Raw genomic sequence first — 15,724 nt, 5'->3', positions numbered from 1 at the left:
AAGTACTAAACTTTACTTAGAGTAAAGTTCAACGATCAAATGTTCATTGATGTCCGCTGATAAATCTGAGCGTTCAGGCATACGTTTAAATGTCCCTTCCATTTTACTGGCATCAACTTCTAACCAAGTCGGCTTCTCACGTTGTTCAGCTAATTCTAATGCTGCTTTAACTCGTGATTGCTTTTTAGCTTTCTCACGAACACTAACCACATCTTCAGGTAAAACCTTGTAAGAGGCGATATTTACAACATGACCATTAACTAATACCGCTTTATGGCTTACTAACTGACGAGCTTCAGCACGAGTTGCGCCAAATCCCATACGATAAACAACGTTATCTAGTCGAGATTCTAAAAGATTTAATAGGTTTTCACCTGTATTACCTTTAATTCGAGCTGCTTCTTTATAATAATTACGAAATTGTTTTTCTAAAATTCCATAAATACGACGAACTTTCTGTTTTTCTCGTAACTGAACACCATAGTCAGATAAACGCGGTTTACGCGCACCATGCTGACCAGGGGCTTGTTCTAGCTTACATTTACTCTCTACCGCGCGAACACCTGATTTTAAAAATAAATCAGTACCTTCACGACGACTTAATTTGAGTTTTGGTCCCAAATATCTTGCCATTTTCTTTCTCCAATAATCCTAAAACGCCAAGTAATTAAATACGACGTTTCTTTGGTGGACGACAACCGTTATGAGGAATCGGAGTGACATCAGTAATATTAGTGATGCGATAACCCGCAGCATTTAACGCTCGGATTGTTGACTCACGACCAGGACCAGGTCCTTTTACCATAACTTCCAGATTCTTAATTCCGTACTCTTTAACAGCTTCAGCACAGCGTTCTGCTGCAACTTGTGCCGCAAACGGAGTTGACTTACGAGAGCCTCGGAATCCTGAACCACCAGCGGTTGCCCAACCTAACGCATTACCTTGACGATCGGTAATAGTGACGATTGTATTGTTAAAAGATGCATGAATATAAGCTATACCATCAGAAACTTGTTTTTTTACACGTTTACGTGCACGAACAGGTGTCTTTGCCATTGTTAATTACCCCGATTATTTCTTGATAGGCTTACGCGGGCCCTTACGGGTACGAGCGTTAGTCTTTGTACGTTGACCACGAACTGGAAGTCCACGGCGATGACGTATACCACGATAACAACCAAGGTCTAATAAACGCTTGATACTCATAGTCACTTCACGACGCAAATCACCTTCAACTGTGAATTTTGCGACTTGTTCACGTAACTTTTCAATCTGATCTTCAGATAGTTCTCTGATCTTAACATGCTCATCAATACCCGCTTCTTTACAAATTAACTTTGCACGAGTATTTCCGATACCATAGATCGCTTGTAAAGCAATTACAGTATGCTGTTGATCAGGAATGTTAATGCCTGCGATACGGGCCACTATGCACTCCTATTTGTTAATATAAATATAATTAGTCACCTTTATGCTGAAAAGCCCGTTTTCAGGATACTCAAATAAAGGGACCTCAAAAAATTATAGGCTGGCTATTCTAGCCAGCTTTACTATACTTTGGCAAGTAAAATATGCAAAAGCGCCAAAATCAAAGGTCAAAAAATTAACCTTGACGTTGTTTATGTTTACCTTCAATACAGATGACACGAATAACGCCATCACGCTTGATGATTTTACAATTTCTGCATAACTTCTTGACTGAAGCACGAACTTTCATTTTATTTCTCCGTAACTTCTGCTTGCTTATCGGCCATAGCCTTTAAGGTTCGCTTTCTTTAAAACTGACTCATAACGATTTGGCATCATTAGAGTCTGTACTTGTGCCATAAAATCCATGATTACCACAACAACAATTAATAAAGATGTCCCACCAAACTGAACTGGGATCTTCATTGCCGAAGTCATAAACATAGGAACTAGACAAACAAACGTAATATAGAGAGCTCCAACAAGCGTTAAGCGCGTCATGACTTTATCTATATATTTTGCTGTTTGTTCACCTGGGCGAATTCCTGGAATAAATGCACCTGATTTTTTTAGTTGATCAGCAGTTTCACGTGGATTAAATACTAATGCTGTATAAAAGAAACAGAAAAAGATAATCGCAGCAGCATACAGAATTAAATATAGCGGCTGGTCATGAGACAAATACTGCCCTAGAACAACAAAAATATAACGCCAACCTTCTCCATCACCTTGCAACCATGATGCCATCATTGCTGGTAACATGATGATTGTTGAAGCAAAAATAGCCGGAATAACACCAGCCATATTTATCTTCAAAGGCAAATGAGTGCTTTGAGCAGCATAAACTCGGCGACCTTGTTGACGCTGTGCATAGTTAACAACAATACGTCGTTGACCACGCTCAATAAATACAACAAAGTAAGTAATACCGATAACAAGCACTGCCACAACTAACAACAACAGAGAGTGCAATTCGCCTAAACGAGCTTTTGCAATAGTCTCACCGATAGCATGAGGAAGACCAGCAACAATACCTGCAAAGATAATAATTGAGATACCGTTACCGACTCCTCTTTCGGTAATTTGTTCACCTAGCCACATTAGAAACATAGTGCCAGTGACTAAACTTACTGAGGCGATAAAGTAAAAAGCGAAACCAGGATTAATGACGACTTGACCAAATCCTGGAATCTGAGGCAAACCAGTTGCAATTCCTACAGCCTGAACAATCGCAAGCACTAACGTACCATAACGAGTGTACTGACTAATTTTTTTACGACCTGATTCACCTTCTTTTTTCAACTCTGCAAGTTTAGGATTAATTGCCGTCAATAACTGCACTATAATAGATGCAGAAATATATGGCATGATACCTAATGCAAAAATTGAAGCTCGGCTTAACGCACCACCTGAGAACATATTGAACATGCCAATAATGCCGTTATTACTTGCAGCTTGTGAAAGCAAGTTGGTCAACGCCTCAGTATCGATACCAGGAACGGGAATAAAAGAACCAATACGGAAAACAATAAGAGCTACAAGAACGAATAATAATCGCCTTTTTAACTCTCCGCTACCGCCTCTTGTGCTTTGAAAATCTAATCCTGGTTGCTTTGCCATCTTTCTAACTATTCCTCGATTTTTCCACCAGCAGCTTCAACTGCAGCTCTCGCACCTTTACTAATACGAATACCACGAATTGTTACTGGTTTGCTAATCTCACCTGCTAACATAATTTTTGCAAATTCAATCTGTGAGCTAATCACATTTGCGGCTTTAAGTGAATTTAGGTCTACAACGTCTCCTTCAACTTTCATTAAATCTGAAAGACGAATTTCTGTTGTAACTAAGGATTTACGCGAAGTAAAACCAAACTTAGGTAGACGACGATACAATGGCATTTGACCACCCTCAAAACCACGACGAACACCGCCGCCCGAACGAGAGTTTTGGCCTTTAACACCACGACCACCTGTTTTACCTAGCCCAGAACCAATTCCTCGTCCTAGACGCTTACCTACAGGCTTAGAGCCTTCAGCAGGAGATAAAGTATTTAAACGCATTACCCATTACTCCTCTACTTTAACCATGTAATAAACTTGGTTAACCATACCGCGCATTGCAGGAGTATCCTCTCGCTCTACAGTATGACCAATTCCACGTAATCCTAATCCACGTAACGTTGCTTTATGCTTAGGCAAACGTCCTATTGAACTACGCGTTTGTGTGATTTTTATCGTTTTTGCCATGGCTAATTACCCCAAAATGTCTTCGACGGTTTTACCACGTTTTGCTGCAATCATTTCTGGTGAATTCATATTTTCCAATCCATCAATAGTTGCACGCACCACGTTAATCGGGTTTGTAGAACCATATGCTTTAGCAAGAACGTTACGAACACCAGCCACTTCAAGTACAGCACGCATTGCACCACCGGCAATAATTCCTGTACCTTCTGATGCTGGTTGCATATAAACACGCGAACCTGTATGAGCTCCTTTTACTGGATGCTGTAACGTGTCATTGTTTAATGCTACGTTAATCATGTTACGACGTGCTTTTTCCATTGCTTTTTGGATAGCAGCAGGAACTTCACGCGCTTTACCATAACCAAAACCGACACGACCATTTCCATCACCAACGACTGTCAGTGCAGAAAAACTAAAAATACGGCCACCTTTTACGGTTTTTGAAACACGGTTTACTGCGATTAATTTTTCCTGCAGTTCACCAGCTTGTTTTTCGATGTTTGACATCTTTAACTCCTACCTTAGAACTGTAGGCCAGCTTCGCGAGCAGCATCTGCTAGCGCCTGAACTCGACCATGATATTGAAAACCAGAACGGTCGAAAGAAATCTCTTTAATATCTTTCGCCAATGCACGCTCAGCAATAGCTTTACCGACTGCTGCTGCAGCGTCTTTGTTTCCGGTGTATTTTAAATTTTCACTGATAGCTTTTTCTAGTGTAGAAGCGGCTGCCAGTACTTCAGATCCGTTTGGTGCAATAATTTGCGCATAGATATGACGTGGAGTACGGTGAACCACAAGGCGAGTAGCCAGTAGTTCTCGCATCTTTGCTCGCGCTTTTGTTGCACGACGGATTCGAGCTGATTTCTTATCCATAGTGTTACCTTACTTCTTCTTAGCTTCTTTAGTACGCACGACTTCGTCTGCGTAACGAACACCTTTACCTTTATAAGGCTCAGGACGACGATAAGCACGGATATCTGCTGCAACTTGTCCAATCAACTGCTTATCAGCACTTTTCAGGATGATTTCAGTTTGAGAAGGACACTCAGCAGTTACACCTGCGGGTAATTGGTGCTCAATTGGATGTGAAAACCCAAGAGATAAGCCAATTGCATTACCTTTAAGCTGTGCACGATAACCAACACCAACTAACTGAAGTTTTTTAGTGAATCCGTCAGTAACACCAACTACCATTGAATAAACCAAAGCTCTAGCGGTTCCTGCTTGAGCCCAAGCATCTGGTTCGCCTTCACGTGGAGAGAATTTAACCGCTCCATCTTCTTGGTTAAGAACAACAGCATTATTAATTGAGCGAGATAACTCGCCATTCTTACCTTTAATCGTAATTACCTGACCGTTGAGTTTTACCTCTACGCCAGCAGGAATAACGACAGGTGCTTTAGCAACACGAGACATTTTTTTCTCCCTTACGCTACGTAGCAGATAATTTCACCACCAAGACCTGCTTGGCGTGCTGCACGATCAGTCATAACACCCTTAGAAGTAGAAATAACTGCGATACCTAATCCTGCCATTACTTTTGGTAATTCATCTTTACGTTTATAAATACGTAAACCAGGACGGCTAACACGTTTAATACTTTCTACAACAGCCTTACCTTGGAAATATTTTAATGTAATTTCCAATTCAGGTTTGATGTCACCTATAATTTTGTAGTCCTCTATATAACCTTCTTCTTTTAGTACGTTGGCAATAGCCAATTTTAACTTAGAGGAAGGCATAATGACCGCAACTTTGTTCGCAGCTTGACCGTTACGAACTCGAGTCAACATGTCTGCGATAGGATCTTGCATGCTCATCTATAACACTCCTCTGATTACCAACTTGCCTTTCTAAGACCTGGAATCTCGCCACGCATGGCAGTTTCACGGACCTTAATACGGCTTAGACCAAACTTACGAAGGACGCCATGAGGACGGCCCGTTTGACGACAACGATTACGTTGACGTGATGGACTAGAATCTCGAGGAAGCGTTTGCAATTTAAGCACTGCATTCCAACGATCTTCATCTGTTGAATTTAAATCAGAGATGATCGCTTTTAATTCTTGACGCTTTGCAAAGTATCTATTTGCTAGCTTTACGCGTTTTTTATCACGCTCAATCATTGATTGTTTAGCCATTAGTTTACCCTACCTTTACTTACGAAATGGGAAGTTAAAGGCTGATAGTAATGCTCGGCCTTCTTCATCTGATTGTGCAGTAGTTGTGATAGTAATATCTAAACCACGGACACGATCGACTTTATCATAATCGATTTCAGGGAAAACGATCTGCTCACGAATACCCATACTGTAGTTACCACGACCATCAAAAGATTTCGTACTTAAGCCACGAAAATCTCGGGTACGAGGTAATGCAATATAAACAAAACGCTCAAAGAACTCCCACATACGCTCGCCGCGTAGAGTTACTTTACAACCAATAGGATATCCTTGACGGATTTTAAAACCAGCAACTGATTTACGCGCCTTAGTGACTAGTGGTTTTTGACCACTGATTGCAGCTAAATCTGCAACCGCATTATCTAATAATTTCTTATCAGTTATTGCTTCACCAACACCCATATTCAAGGTGATCTTTTCTATCCGAGGGACTTGCATGACAGATTTGTAGCCAAACTGTTCTTTCAGTTTATTTACTACCTGTGCATTGTAGTGATCATGCAGTTTCGCCATCGTACACTCCAAATTACTTAATTGTTTCATTAGTAGACTTATAAAAACGGACTTTTTTACCGTCTTCAATTCTAAAGCCTACGCGATCTGCTTTGCCCGTAGCATTATTGTAAATTGCTACGTTAGAAACGTTAATTGCCGCTTCTTTTTCAACAATCCCACCATCTTGGTTTAATGCCGGTACTGGTTTTTGGTGTTTTTTCACCAAATTAATACCTTCAACAACCACTTTGCCAGTAGACAAAACACTTTTTACCTTACCGCGTTTACCTTTATCTTTACCAGTTAACACGATAACTTCATCTTCTCGACGGATTTTCGCTGCCATTACCCGCTCCTTACAGTACTTCTGGTGCTAGTGAAATGATCTTCATAAACTTCTCAGAACGAAGTTCACGAGTGACCGGTCCAAAAATACGCGTACCAATCGGTTGCTCACTGTTATTATTTAAAATAACACAAGCGTTACGATCAAAACGAATAACAGATCCATCAGGACGACGAACACCTTTTCTAGTACGCACCACAACTGCTTTAAGGACATCACCTTTTTTAACTTTACCACGTGGAATTGCTTCTTTAATAGTAACTTTAATGATATCGCCTACTGCAGCATATCGACGGTGCGATCCGCCCAGAACCTTGATACACATTACGCTACGTGCGCCTGAATTATCAGCTACATCAAGCCTAGTCTGTTCTTGGATCATTATAATGCTCCGTATTATTAAATTATTGCCTAATCTACCTTCATCCACCTCAACTACCATGGATAAGAATAGACAACCAAAAAATCCCATTTATATGAGGGTGCACAGTATAACACCACTAAAATAAAATGGGTAGTACAAAATAAACGGCTATAATAGCCGTTTATTTTATTGTGTACAGTTTTTAATCAATTAATTAAATAACTGCTTTTTCAACAACTCGAACCAGAGTCCAAGACTTAGTCTTCGATAATGGACGACACTCTTTTATCTCAACAGTATCACCAATACCACACTCATTATTCTCATCATGTACATGCAATTTTGTCGTACGTTTAATGAACTTACCATATAATGGGTGTTTCACTTTACGCTCAATAGCAACAGTAATAGACTTATCCATTTTATCGCTAATGACACGACCTTGCTGAGTACGAATATTATCAGTCATTACGCACCCGCCTTTTCAGTTAATAAAGTTTTAACTCGTGCAATATTACGACGCACTTGTTTAACTAAATGAGTTTGTTGTAACTGACCACCCGCTAACTGCATACGTAAATTAAATTGTTCACGTAGTAAGTTTAGAAGTTCAGTATTTAACTCTTCAACGCTTTTTTCGCGTAGCTCTTTTGCTTTCATTTACATCACCGTTTTAATTACAAAGGTGGTTTTAATCGGCAGTTTTGCTGCTGCCAACGCAAATGCTTCACGAGCAACTTCTTCCGGTACACCATCCATTTCATAAAGGACTTTACCTGGTTGAATTAGTGCAACCCAATATTCAACGTTACCCTTACCTTTACCCATACGCACTTCAAGTGGTTTTTCAGTAATTGGTTTATCAGGAAACACGCGAATCCAGATTTTACCTTGACGTTTAACTGCACGAGTCATTGCACGACGTGCCGCTTCGATCTGGCGCGCAGTCAAACGACCACGACCTACAGCCTTAAGACCGAAAGTACCGAAACTAATATCGGCGCCTGCAGCAAGACCGCGATTACGACCTTTATGCATTTTACGGAATTTTGTACGCTTTGGTTGTAACATCAGCGAAGCTCCTTATTGTTTCCGGCCTTTACGCTGCTTTTTAGGTTGAGCAGCAGGTTTCTCTACTTGTTCAACGGCAGCCATTCCACCAAGGATCTCACCTTTGAAGATCCACACTTTAACACCAATAATACCATAAGTTGTGAGTGCTTCGGAAAGCCCATAATCGATGTCGGCACGTAATGTATGTAAAGGTACACGACCTTCACGATACCACTCGCTACGAGCAATTTCTGCACCGCCTAAACGACCACTTACTTCAACTTTAATACCTTTGGCCCCTGCTTTCATTGCATTTTGTACAGCACGTTTCATTGCACGACGGAACATAACTCGACGCTCTAATTGTGCAGTGATGCTATCAGCAACTAATTTTGCGTCGATTTCAGGTTTACGAACTTCGGCAATATTAATCTGTGCAGGTACGCCAGCTATGTTAGCTACGGCATTACGTATTTTTTCAACGTCTTCACCTTTTTTACCGATCACGATACCAGGACGAGCAGTGTGAATAGTCACACGAATACTCTTAGCCGGACGCTCGATCACAATCTTCGAGATTGACGCTTGCGCTAACTCTTTATTTAAGAATTGGCGAACTTTAAAATCGCCATCTAAGTTATCAGCGAATTCTTTTGTATCTGCATACCAGGTAGATGTCCAAGGTTTGACAATACCTAATCGGATACCATTTGGATTTACTTTTTGACCCATTGCTATTCTCCAGACCTATCGATCAGACACGATCACAGTAATGTGACTCGTACGCTTCAAAATTCGATCTGCACGACCTTTAGCACGAGGCATAATACGCTTCATACTTGGGCCTTCATCTACGAAAATTTTCGCAACTTTCAGATCATCAATATCAGCACCATCGTTATGCTCTGCATTAGCAATAGCAGACTCTAATACTTTTTTAACAAGTACAGCCGCTTTTTTATTGGTGTACGTTAAAATATCAAGTGCCTGTGACACTCTCTTACCGCGAATAAGATCTACAACTAAGCGAACTTTTTGCGCAGAAGAACGAGCGTGGCGATATTTTGCAATTGTTTCCATCTCTTTCTCCTACTTATTTCTTCTTAGCTTTCTTATCTGCTGCATGACCGCGATAAGTACGAGTCGGCGCGAATTCACCAAGTTTATGACCAACCATTTCATCGGTTACATAAACAGGTACGTGCTGACGACCATTATGGACAGCGATGGTCAAACCGATCATGTTAGGAAAGACCGTTGAACGACGGGACCAAGTGCGCAAAGGCTTCTTGTCACCGCTTTCCACCGCTTTCTCTACCTTCTTCAGCAAGTGTAGGTCAATAAAAGGACCCTTCTTGAGAGAACGTGGCATAGCTAATCCTCTATTTAATTATTTTTTATTGCGATGACGAACAATGTACTTATCAGTACGCTTGTTGCTACGCGTTTTCAATCCTTTGGCTTTTTGACCCCATGGAGACACAGGATGTTTACCAAAGTTACGACCTTCACCACCACCATGTGGGTGATCCACTGGGTTCATCGCCGTACCACGAACAGTAGGACGAACACCACGCCAACGGCTTGCACCAGCTTTACCTAATACACGAAGCATATGTTCTGAGTTACCAACTTCACCAATAGTGGCACGGCAATCAGCTAACACTTTGCGCATTTCGCCAGAACGAAGACGAAGAGTGACGTACGAACCGTCACGTGCAACAATTTGGATATAACTACCAGCAGAGCGAGCAAGTTGACCGCCTTTACCTGGTTTCATTTCTACATTGTGCACAGTGGAACCAACTGGAATATTGCGCATTGGTAAACAGTTGCCTGTTTTAATCGATGCATCAACGCCTGATTGGATTTGATCTCCTGCTTTTAAGCCTTTTGGAGCTAAAATATAACGACGTTCACCGTCTTTATATAAAACTAAAGCAATATTCGCGCTACGGTTTGGATCATACTCCAAACGCTCAACTACTGCAGGAATACTATCTTTATTTCGTTTAAAGTCTACAAGTCGATAATGTTGTTTATGCCCACCACCAATATGGCGAGTGGTAATACGACCATTATTATTGCGACCACCAGTTTTGCTTTTTGATTCAAGCAACGGTGCATAAGGTTTGCCTTTATGCAACTCTGGGTTAACCACTTTAACAACGTGGCGACGACCCGGAGATGTAGGTTTACACTTAACAACTGCCATTGTTACTCCTCCGAATTACTCAGTGACGCCCGCAAGGTCTAAATTTTGACCTTCCGCTAAAGTGACGTAAGCTTTTTTCCAGTCGCTTCGACGACCGATTTGTTGACCACGACGTTTAACTTTACCTTTTACGATTAAAGTATTGACATCGTTAACCTTAACTTCAAATAGTTGTTCAACTGCGGCCTTGATCTCTTTCTTAGTAGCATCTTTAGCAACTTTTAACACTAACGTGTTCGCTTTCTCCATTGAAAGAGATGCTTTTTCAGAAACATGTGGTGCACGCAGGACTTTTAGCAGACGCTCTTCACGAATCATGCTACTTTCTCCTCTGCTAACATTGCCTCAACTTGTTTCACTGCATCAACAGTCATGAGTACTTTATCAAATGCTATTAAGCTAACTGGGTCAATACCTGCCACATCACGAACATCTACTTTATAGATATTGCGTGAAGCTAAGAAAAGATTTTCATCAACTTCTGAAGTAATAATCAACACGTCATTAAGATCCATTGATTTTAATTTTTCAGTTAATAATTTTGTCTTAGGTGCTTCTACAGTGAACTTCTCAACCACGATTAAACGATCTTGACGCACTAATTCAGAAAAAATACTTTTTAATGCACCACGATACATTTTGCGGTTAACTTTTTGACTATGATCCTGATTCTTAGCAGCAAATGTTACACCACCGCTACGCCAGATTGGGCTCTTGATAGAACCTGAACGAGCACGACCAGTACCTTTTTGACGCCATGGTTTCTTGCCTGAACCAGCTACTTCTGCACGAGTTTTTTGACCACGAGTTCCTTGGCGAGCTCCTGATGCATATGCAACAACAACTTGGTGAACTAATGCTTCATTAAAATCACGTCCGAAGGTAGTTTCTGAAACAGAAAGCGCTTGCGCGTCTTTAACTACTAATTCCATTTCTATCTCCTTGACGTTAAGCTTTAATCGCTGGTTTAACAATTACGTCACTATTGATTGAGCCAGGCACAGCACCTTTAATTAATAAAAGGTTACGCTCTGCATCGACACGAACAATATCTAAGTTTTGAACAGTTACGCGTTCATTACCTAAGTGACCTGCCATCTTACGACCTTTGAACACTTTACCTGGCGTTTGGTTTTGACCAATAGAGCCATGGCCACGGTGTGCCAAAGAGTTACCATGCGTAGCATCTTGAGTACGGAAGTTCCAACGTTTTGTAACGCCAGCAAAACCTTTACCTTTAGATGTACCAGTAACGTCAACTTTTTTAACGTCTGTAAAAATATCAACATTAATGCTTTGACCTGCTACGAAATCGCCATCTTCAAAACGGAACTCCCACAGACCACGGCCAGCTTCAACGCCAGCTTTAGCAAAATGTCCTGCATCAGGCTTACTTACGCGGCTAGCTTTTTTGCTACCAGTAGTAATCTGTACAGCTTTATAACCATCGTTCTCAATTGTCTTAACTTGTGTAACGCGGTTTGCTTCAACTTCAATTACGGTGACAGGAATCGAAACACCTTCTTCTGTGAAGATTCGTGTCATTCCTACTTTTCGACCGACTAAACCAATCATTGTTTCAACCTCTCAATCCTTACCAGCCTAGGACTAACCTAAACTGATCTGCACGTCAACACCGGCAGCAAGATCTAGACGCATCAATGCATCAACTGTTTTTTCAGTTGGTTCAACGATATCAACTAGACGTTTATGAGTGCGAATCTCATATTGATCTCGCGCATCTTTATTAACATGCGGTGAAATCAATACAGTGAAACGCTCTTTGCGCGTCGGTAATGGAATAGGACCACGAACTTGCGCACCTGTGCGCTTCGCAGTTTCAACGATTTCCGCAGTAGATTGATCGATCAAACGATGATCAAATGCTTTTAGACGGATTCGGATTCTTTGGTTCTGCATGAGACCAGAGCTCCATTATAAAAAGTTATAACAAAAGACTACTTCTCAAGTCCTGTTTCGATTGACAGGAGAGCGTAATCCGTTCTTTATCGTAACCCCCAAATCGGGAGTATTGTATTGGCGTTAATAAGTGCTATCTACGCCGATAACATTGCCTAATAAGGGCAAAGTGGAGTTATTATACGCAAAATATTTATTGGCGCAAGCACAATTCTTAATAAAGAAGCTAAAAGTAAAACGGTAAAGGTAGCTTAATATGTAAAAAAATTGAAATCTGTATAAACCTAGCATATCCAATATTGGATTTTCATTTCGATTAGTATATTATCCTTCGCTGTCATTTTGGATATCGATTTATAAAAAAATTAATGGGATAAATAATGAAGTATCAGGATATTTTAAAAAAAACCACTATCATTTTTGGCTCTGCTCTTATCTTGCTAATAAGTGAGTATATTTATAGAAATTATTTTAGCATTCCAACAATTCGTAATTTGTTTGAAGCGTATGCAATAAATTTATCTTTTGTCCTGTGCATGGTTTTTGCTAAATATCGATTTACAAAAATAATCATTTGGCTCATTTTTACTATAAGCATTATTGCAAACAATATTCACTATGAAATTTATAAAAGCTGGATAAACTCAACAAATTATCTTCTAATGTTTATTGAGTTGGATGAAGTTAGCAGTGCCGGTAGTAATATGATTGGAAAACTATTAGTCCCATCTGTATGGGGAATAGCTGAATCAATATTCTTTGCCTCTTTACCATTTATTCTTAAACCGAAGAAAAGTTACAAATTAGTCGATACTTTTTTCATATTATTACTAGTTTTCATTTGTGTTCGTTCATTCCATACAACACAGCAACATGGAATTTCCCCCAACCCCGATTATAGCCGTTTAAAAGCTAATTATTTTACACTTGGTCATTTTATTGGTCGTGTTATACCTTATTATTATGGAGGTCTAAGTGATACACCTCCTTATTCAGCAAAAGAGCCTAAGATCACATCAGCACCATTAGCTAAAAATATTATTTTTGTGGTTGGAGAGAGCCAAAATACTAATAACATGGGGGTTTTTGGATATGATAGAGATACAACACCATTTCTTTCTTATCTAGCTAAAAACAATAACCAAGCTATCATCAAACCAACGATTTCAGGAGCTTTAATGACAGCAGTTGCTCTTCCTACTCTATTTAATGCAATAGAAAAGCCGAATGGTTCGCTGCAAATTTCAAAAGGAACAACTAACTTATTCTATCTTGCAAAAAAACAAGGCTATAACACTCAATTTTATTCAGCACAAGCTGAAAATCAAATGATGATTATGAATATTATTGGCCTACGTTGGATTGATCGAATGGTATTCCCAACAGAACTCGGCTATAAAAAATCAGAAAATATGCCGGATAGTTACTTACTCGATTATTTAAAAAAAGTAGACCTTAATAGTGCTCAACCTAATTTTGTCATTTTGCATCAACGAGGCTCACACGTACCTTATGGCTCATTACTGAATGACGAAGATCATGTTTTCGGTACAGAAACTATTATTGATAAATATGACAACACTATTCATAAAACAGATCAGTTATTACAATCTATATATGACTACCTAAATAGTAGCGGAAAAGATGACTGGATCTTAGTATTTACCTCTGATCATGGCCAAAATGTTAGCAATGAAACATTTAATCATGGGCAATTTACCACTTCAAGTTATACGGTTCCTGCTTTAGTATATTCACCAAACAATCAAATCCAATCTGATATAAAAGAACAATTTGATCCATGTAATACCCTTTTTCATCAACAAATTTCAACGTTACTGATATCGCTAATGGGATATGATTTACCTATTTCGAATTGCAAAATCGGCTACGTTAATGGTAACTTGCTTACTGGCGATAGTGGCTACCTTGAAATTAATCAGGAAACACATGAAATCAAAAAAATAAAATAATTAATGATGAATAATTATTCAATTTTCATGTACTAAAAATAGCAAGCTACAATAATATTTGGATTGTCAGGTAGACTAATTTTTCAGGTTTTTATTACTAGAAACCTAATGATTCGTACTGAGGTTGTGGCTGTTTTTATTTCTATAGTGATTTGTATCGCGACTGGTTGGTTCAGCAATCTATGTAAAAACGAATGATGCATGCCTTAATAACTGATTTATTACGAGTCAAAGTATTCTCTCCTTTTCAAAACCTCTATTAAAGCGACTTAACTGAATAAATTTAATTATAAAAAGTACATCATTATCAAGAGTCAAAGGGCAACAAAATAATATATACTACACAAAGTGAATTATCAGTAATAATACTATCTTCTATAGCTTGTGATTAAAGGTAACAATATGATAGAAAAAAACTCCACTACTTCCCTAAAGATTATCTTCGCAGGAACGCCTGATTTCGCAGCAAAACATTTACAGTCTTTAATTGAATCTGAGCATGAGGTGATCGCAGTATTTACCCAGCCAGATAGGCCTGCGGGTCGAGGCAATAAAATCACTGCAAGTCCGGTAAAACAGCTTGCAGTCGAAAACAATATTGCGGTTTATCAACCTGTAACCTTAAAAAAAGTAGAAAACCAACAAATTATTAGTGCACTTAATGCTGATATTATGATTGTTGTCGCTTATGGTCTAATTTTACCTCAAGCCGTGCTTGATATGCCAAGACTCGGCTGCTTAAATGTTCATGGTTCGTTGCTACCTCGCTGGCGAGGAGCTGCACCGATTCAACGCGCTTGTTGGGCTGGCGATCTTGAAACTGGAGTAACAATTATGCAGATGGATGCTGGACTTGATACTGGCGACATGCTATTTAAAGCTAAATGCTCAATTACCCCTGATGACACTAGCGCCTCACTTTACGATAAATTAGCGCTATTGGGACCTAATAGCTTACTTAAAACATTAGCACTTATTTTATCTGGTGAAGCCATAGCTGAAAAACAAGATGAATCACAAGTAACCTATGCTGAAAAACTATCCAAACAAGAGGCCAAACTAAACTGGCAATTACCTGCTAGACAATTAGAACGCTGTATAAGAGCCTTTAACCCTTGGCCTGTCAGCTATTTCGAAATAAATGACGAACTTATTAAAGTTTGGCAAGCCAATGTAATTGAGCAAAATAGCAAACAAATTGCGGGGACAATTTTACAGGCGGACAAAAATGGCATACAAATTGCGACCGCTGAAGGAATTATTAATCTGACTCAACTACAACCAGCAGGTAAAAAATCGATGTCAGCTGCGGATATATTAAACTCACGCCAAGCATGGTTTAGTATAGGTAAACAACTTTAGCTGCAGCACTTAGTCATTATTTTTTTATTATAACAAAATTACTTTACAGGCAGACTAATTACGCTATGCTTACCAATAACTATTATTAAGAT

General features: G+C 39.5%; 28 protein-coding genes. 2 read left to right on the top strand and 26 right to left on the bottom strand.

Going from position 1 to position 15,724, the window contains the following annotated elements; all coding sequences use genetic code 11:
- Positions 1–12 precede the first annotated feature (12 nt).
- From rpsD to rpsJ, 26 genes are all read right to left on the bottom strand, one after another.
- Positions 13–633, bottom strand: coding sequence for a 30S ribosomal protein S4 (gene rpsD / locus RHO12_09485; protein WVD65607.1), 621 nt, complete (start codon positions 631–633; stop codon positions 13–15).
- Positions 634–667: 34 nt separating this feature from the next.
- Positions 668–1,057 (bottom strand): 30S ribosomal protein S11, encoded by a 390-nt coding sequence (rpsK, locus tag RHO12_09480; GenBank protein ID WVD65606.1) that lies wholly within the window; start codon positions 1,055–1,057, stop codon positions 668–670.
- Between the two features lie 15 nt (positions 1,058–1,072).
- Positions 1,073–1,429 carry a 30S ribosomal protein S13 gene (gene rpsM, locus RHO12_09475; GenBank protein ID WVD65605.1) on the bottom strand — a complete coding sequence of 119 codons (357 nt, stop codon included), beginning with the start codon at positions 1,427–1,429 and terminating at the stop codon, positions 1,073–1,075.
- Positions 1,430–1,604: 175 nt separating this feature from the next.
- The gene (rpmJ, locus tag RHO12_09470) at positions 1,605–1,718 is read right to left on the bottom strand and encodes a 50S ribosomal protein L36 (protein WVD65604.1); all 114 of its coding nucleotides are present in this window, start codon (positions 1,716–1,718) and stop codon (positions 1,605–1,607) included.
- Between the two features lie 26 nt (positions 1,719–1,744).
- Entirely contained in the window at positions 1,745–3,088 is a 1,344-nt protein-coding gene (gene secY / locus RHO12_09465; GenBank protein ID WVD65603.1) for a preprotein translocase subunit SecY, read from the bottom strand.
- Between the two features lie 8 nt (positions 3,089–3,096).
- Positions 3,097–3,531, bottom strand: a complete 435-nt coding sequence (gene rplO, locus RHO12_09460; protein ID WVD65602.1) for a 50S ribosomal protein L15 — start codon at positions 3,529–3,531, stop codon at positions 3,097–3,099.
- A gap of 6 nt (positions 3,532–3,537) precedes the next feature.
- On the bottom strand, positions 3,538–3,717 hold the full coding sequence (rpmD, locus tag RHO12_09455) for a 50S ribosomal protein L30 (protein WVD65601.1): 180 nt from the start codon (positions 3,715–3,717) through the stop codon (positions 3,538–3,540).
- A 6-nt stretch (positions 3,718–3,723) separates the two neighbouring features.
- Entirely contained in the window at positions 3,724–4,224 is a 501-nt protein-coding gene (rpsE, locus tag RHO12_09450) for a 30S ribosomal protein S5 (protein ID WVD65600.1), read from the bottom strand.
- Between the two features lie 14 nt (positions 4,225–4,238).
- Positions 4,239–4,592, bottom strand: coding sequence for a 50S ribosomal protein L18 (gene rplR, locus RHO12_09445; protein ID WVD65599.1), 354 nt, complete (start codon positions 4,590–4,592; stop codon positions 4,239–4,241).
- Between the two features lie 9 nt (positions 4,593–4,601).
- A complete protein-coding gene (rplF, locus tag RHO12_09440; protein ID WVD65598.1) occupies positions 4,602–5,135 on the bottom strand; it encodes a 50S ribosomal protein L6 in 534 nt (177 codons plus the stop codon).
- A gap of 11 nt (positions 5,136–5,146) precedes the next feature.
- A complete protein-coding gene (gene rpsH, locus RHO12_09435; protein WVD65597.1) occupies positions 5,147–5,539 on the bottom strand; it encodes a 30S ribosomal protein S8 in 393 nt (130 codons plus the stop codon).
- 17 nt (positions 5,540–5,556) lie between these two features.
- A complete protein-coding gene (gene rpsN / locus RHO12_09430; GenBank protein WVD65596.1) occupies positions 5,557–5,862 on the bottom strand; it encodes a 30S ribosomal protein S14 in 306 nt (101 codons plus the stop codon).
- Between the two features lie 15 nt (positions 5,863–5,877).
- Positions 5,878–6,417: a 50S ribosomal protein L5 gene (gene rplE, locus RHO12_09425; GenBank protein ID WVD65595.1), complete on the bottom strand. Its 540-nt coding sequence runs from the start codon at positions 6,415–6,417 to the stop codon at positions 5,878–5,880.
- Between the two features lie 13 nt (positions 6,418–6,430).
- Positions 6,431–6,745: a 50S ribosomal protein L24 gene (gene rplX, locus RHO12_09420; GenBank protein WVD65594.1), complete on the bottom strand. Its 315-nt coding sequence runs from the start codon at positions 6,743–6,745 to the stop codon at positions 6,431–6,433.
- A 10-nt stretch (positions 6,746–6,755) separates the two neighbouring features.
- Positions 6,756–7,127 carry a 50S ribosomal protein L14 gene (rplN, locus tag RHO12_09415; protein ID WVD65593.1) on the bottom strand — a complete coding sequence of 124 codons (372 nt, stop codon included), beginning with the start codon at positions 7,125–7,127 and terminating at the stop codon, positions 6,756–6,758.
- Between the two features lie 196 nt (positions 7,128–7,323).
- A complete protein-coding gene (rpsQ, locus tag RHO12_09410) occupies positions 7,324–7,578 on the bottom strand; it encodes a 30S ribosomal protein S17 (GenBank protein WVD65592.1) in 255 nt (84 codons plus the stop codon).
- Positions 7,578–7,769 carry a 50S ribosomal protein L29 gene (gene rpmC / locus RHO12_09405; GenBank protein WVD65591.1) on the bottom strand — a complete coding sequence of 64 codons (192 nt, stop codon included), beginning with the start codon at positions 7,767–7,769 and terminating at the stop codon, positions 7,578–7,580. The genes rpsQ and rpmC overlap by 1 nt, the downstream gene beginning before the upstream one ends.
- Complete coding sequence (gene rplP / locus RHO12_09400; protein WVD65590.1) at positions 7,770–8,180, bottom strand: 50S ribosomal protein L16; 411 nt, start codon at positions 8,178–8,180, stop codon at positions 7,770–7,772.
- Positions 8,181–8,192: 12 nt separating this feature from the next.
- Complete coding sequence (rpsC, locus tag RHO12_09395; protein ID WVD65589.1) at positions 8,193–8,894, bottom strand: 30S ribosomal protein S3; 702 nt, start codon at positions 8,892–8,894, stop codon at positions 8,193–8,195.
- 15 nt (positions 8,895–8,909) lie between these two features.
- On the bottom strand, positions 8,910–9,242 hold the full coding sequence (gene rplV / locus RHO12_09390) for a 50S ribosomal protein L22 (GenBank protein WVD65588.1): 333 nt from the start codon (positions 9,240–9,242) through the stop codon (positions 8,910–8,912).
- A gap of 13 nt (positions 9,243–9,255) precedes the next feature.
- A complete protein-coding gene (rpsS, locus tag RHO12_09385) occupies positions 9,256–9,534 on the bottom strand; it encodes a 30S ribosomal protein S19 (protein WVD65587.1) in 279 nt (92 codons plus the stop codon).
- A gap of 18 nt (positions 9,535–9,552) precedes the next feature.
- Positions 9,553–10,377 (bottom strand): 50S ribosomal protein L2, encoded by an 825-nt coding sequence (gene rplB, locus RHO12_09380; GenBank protein ID WVD65586.1) that lies wholly within the window; start codon positions 10,375–10,377, stop codon positions 9,553–9,555.
- A 15-nt stretch (positions 10,378–10,392) separates the two neighbouring features.
- A complete protein-coding gene (rplW, locus tag RHO12_09375) occupies positions 10,393–10,695 on the bottom strand; it encodes a 50S ribosomal protein L23 (protein ID WVD65585.1) in 303 nt (100 codons plus the stop codon).
- Positions 10,692–11,309 (bottom strand): 50S ribosomal protein L4, encoded by a 618-nt coding sequence (rplD, locus tag RHO12_09370; GenBank protein WVD65584.1) that lies wholly within the window; start codon positions 11,307–11,309, stop codon positions 10,692–10,694. The genes rplW and rplD overlap by 4 nt, the downstream gene beginning before the upstream one ends.
- A gap of 16 nt (positions 11,310–11,325) precedes the next feature.
- On the bottom strand, positions 11,326–11,952 hold the full coding sequence (gene rplC, locus RHO12_09365; protein ID WVD65583.1) for a 50S ribosomal protein L3: 627 nt from the start codon (positions 11,950–11,952) through the stop codon (positions 11,326–11,328).
- A 33-nt stretch (positions 11,953–11,985) separates the two neighbouring features.
- The gene (gene rpsJ / locus RHO12_09360) at positions 11,986–12,297 is read right to left on the bottom strand and encodes a 30S ribosomal protein S10 (protein WVD65582.1); all 312 of its coding nucleotides are present in this window, start codon (positions 12,295–12,297) and stop codon (positions 11,986–11,988) included.
- Between the two features lie 704 nt (positions 12,298–13,001).
- Between rpsJ and RHO12_09355 the strand changes: the two genes are divergently transcribed.
- Entirely contained in the window at positions 13,002–14,270 is a 1,269-nt protein-coding gene (locus RHO12_09355) for a sulfatase-like hydrolase/transferase (protein ID WVD65581.1), read from the top strand.
- Between the two features lie 402 nt (positions 14,271–14,672).
- Positions 14,673–15,632 carry a methionyl-tRNA formyltransferase gene (gene fmt, locus RHO12_09350; GenBank protein ID WVD65580.1) on the top strand — a complete coding sequence of 320 codons (960 nt, stop codon included), beginning with the start codon at positions 14,673–14,675 and terminating at the stop codon, positions 15,630–15,632.
- The last annotated feature ends 92 nt before the right edge of the window (positions 15,633–15,724 follow it).

The sequence above is a fragment of the Orbaceae bacterium lpD02 genome, from assembly GCA_036251875.1.
GTDB classification, from domain to species: Bacteria; Pseudomonadota; Gammaproteobacteria; order Enterobacterales; family Orbaceae; genus Orbus; species Orbus sturtevantii.
Note: the sequence above shows the minus strand (reverse complement) of the source record. Positions and strands in the feature narration are given on the sequence as shown.

Excerpts from the sequence above, each read along its gene's own strand:
- rpsD (WVD65607.1), bottom strand. The coding sequence starts at position 633 with ATGGCAAGATATTTGGGACCAAAACTCAAATTAAGTCGTCGTGAAGGT.
- rpsK (WVD65606.1), bottom strand. The coding sequence starts at position 1,057 with ATGGCAAAGACACCTGTTCGTGCACGTAAACGTGTAAAAAAACAAGTT.
- rpmJ (WVD65604.1), bottom strand. The coding sequence starts at position 1,718 with ATGAAAGTTCGTGCTTCAGTCAAGAAGTTATGCAGAAATTGTAAAATC.
- secY (WVD65603.1), bottom strand. The coding sequence starts at position 3,088 with ATGGCAAAGCAACCAGGATTAGATTTTCAAAGCACAAGAGGCGGTAGC.
- rplO (WVD65602.1), bottom strand. The coding sequence starts at position 3,531 with ATGCGTTTAAATACTTTATCTCCTGCTGAAGGCTCTAAGCCTGTAGGT.
- rpmD (WVD65601.1), bottom strand. The coding sequence starts at position 3,717 with ATGGCAAAAACGATAAAAATCACACAAACGCGTAGTTCAATAGGACGT.
- rpsE (WVD65600.1), bottom strand. The coding sequence starts at position 4,224 with ATGTCAAACATCGAAAAACAAGCTGGTGAACTGCAGGAAAAATTAATC.
- rplR (WVD65599.1), bottom strand. The coding sequence starts at position 4,592 with ATGGATAAGAAATCAGCTCGAATCCGTCGTGCAACAAAAGCGCGAGCA.
- rplF (WVD65598.1), bottom strand. The coding sequence starts at position 5,135 with ATGTCTCGTGTTGCTAAAGCACCTGTCGTTATTCCTGCTGGCGTAGAG.
- rpsH (WVD65597.1), bottom strand. The coding sequence starts at position 5,539 with ATGAGCATGCAAGATCCTATCGCAGACATGTTGACTCGAGTTCGTAAC.
- rpsN (WVD65596.1), bottom strand. The coding sequence starts at position 5,862 with ATGGCTAAACAATCAATGATTGAGCGTGATAAAAAACGCGTAAAGCTA.
- rplE (WVD65595.1), bottom strand. The coding sequence starts at position 6,417 with ATGGCGAAACTGCATGATCACTACAATGCACAGGTAGTAAATAAACTG.
- rplX (WVD65594.1), bottom strand. The coding sequence starts at position 6,745 with ATGGCAGCGAAAATCCGTCGAGAAGATGAAGTTATCGTGTTAACTGGT.
- rplN (WVD65593.1), bottom strand. The coding sequence starts at position 7,127 with ATGATCCAAGAACAGACTAGGCTTGATGTAGCTGATAATTCAGGCGCA.
- rpsQ (WVD65592.1), bottom strand. The coding sequence starts at position 7,578 with ATGACTGATAATATTCGTACTCAGCAAGGTCGTGTCATTAGCGATAAA.
- rpmC (WVD65591.1), bottom strand. The coding sequence starts at position 7,769 with ATGAAAGCAAAAGAGCTACGCGAAAAAAGCGTTGAAGAGTTAAATACT.
- rplP (WVD65590.1), bottom strand. The coding sequence starts at position 8,180 with ATGTTACAACCAAAGCGTACAAAATTCCGTAAAATGCATAAAGGTCGT.
- rpsC (WVD65589.1), bottom strand. The coding sequence starts at position 8,894 with ATGGGTCAAAAAGTAAATCCAAATGGTATCCGATTAGGTATTGTCAAA.
- rplV (WVD65588.1), bottom strand. The coding sequence starts at position 9,242 with ATGGAAACAATTGCAAAATATCGCCACGCTCGTTCTTCTGCGCAAAAA.
- rpsS (WVD65587.1), bottom strand. The coding sequence starts at position 9,534 with ATGCCACGTTCTCTCAAGAAGGGTCCTTTTATTGACCTACACTTGCTG.
- rplB (WVD65586.1), bottom strand. The coding sequence starts at position 10,377 with ATGGCAGTTGTTAAGTGTAAACCTACATCTCCGGGTCGTCGCCACGTT.
- rplW (WVD65585.1), bottom strand. The coding sequence starts at position 10,695 with ATGATTCGTGAAGAGCGTCTGCTAAAAGTCCTGCGTGCACCACATGTT.
- rplD (WVD65584.1), bottom strand. The coding sequence starts at position 11,309 with ATGGAATTAGTAGTTAAAGACGCGCAAGCGCTTTCTGTTTCAGAAACT.
- rplC (WVD65583.1), bottom strand. The coding sequence starts at position 11,952 with ATGATTGGTTTAGTCGGTCGAAAAGTAGGAATGACACGAATCTTCACA.
- rpsJ (WVD65582.1), bottom strand. The coding sequence starts at position 12,297 with ATGCAGAACCAAAGAATCCGAATCCGTCTAAAAGCATTTGATCATCGT.
- RHO12_09355 (WVD65581.1), top strand. The coding sequence starts at position 13,002 with ATGATTGGAAAACTATTAGTCCCATCTGTATGGGGAATAGCTGAATCA.
- fmt (WVD65580.1), top strand. The coding sequence starts at position 14,673 with ATGATAGAAAAAAACTCCACTACTTCCCTAAAGATTATCTTCGCAGGA.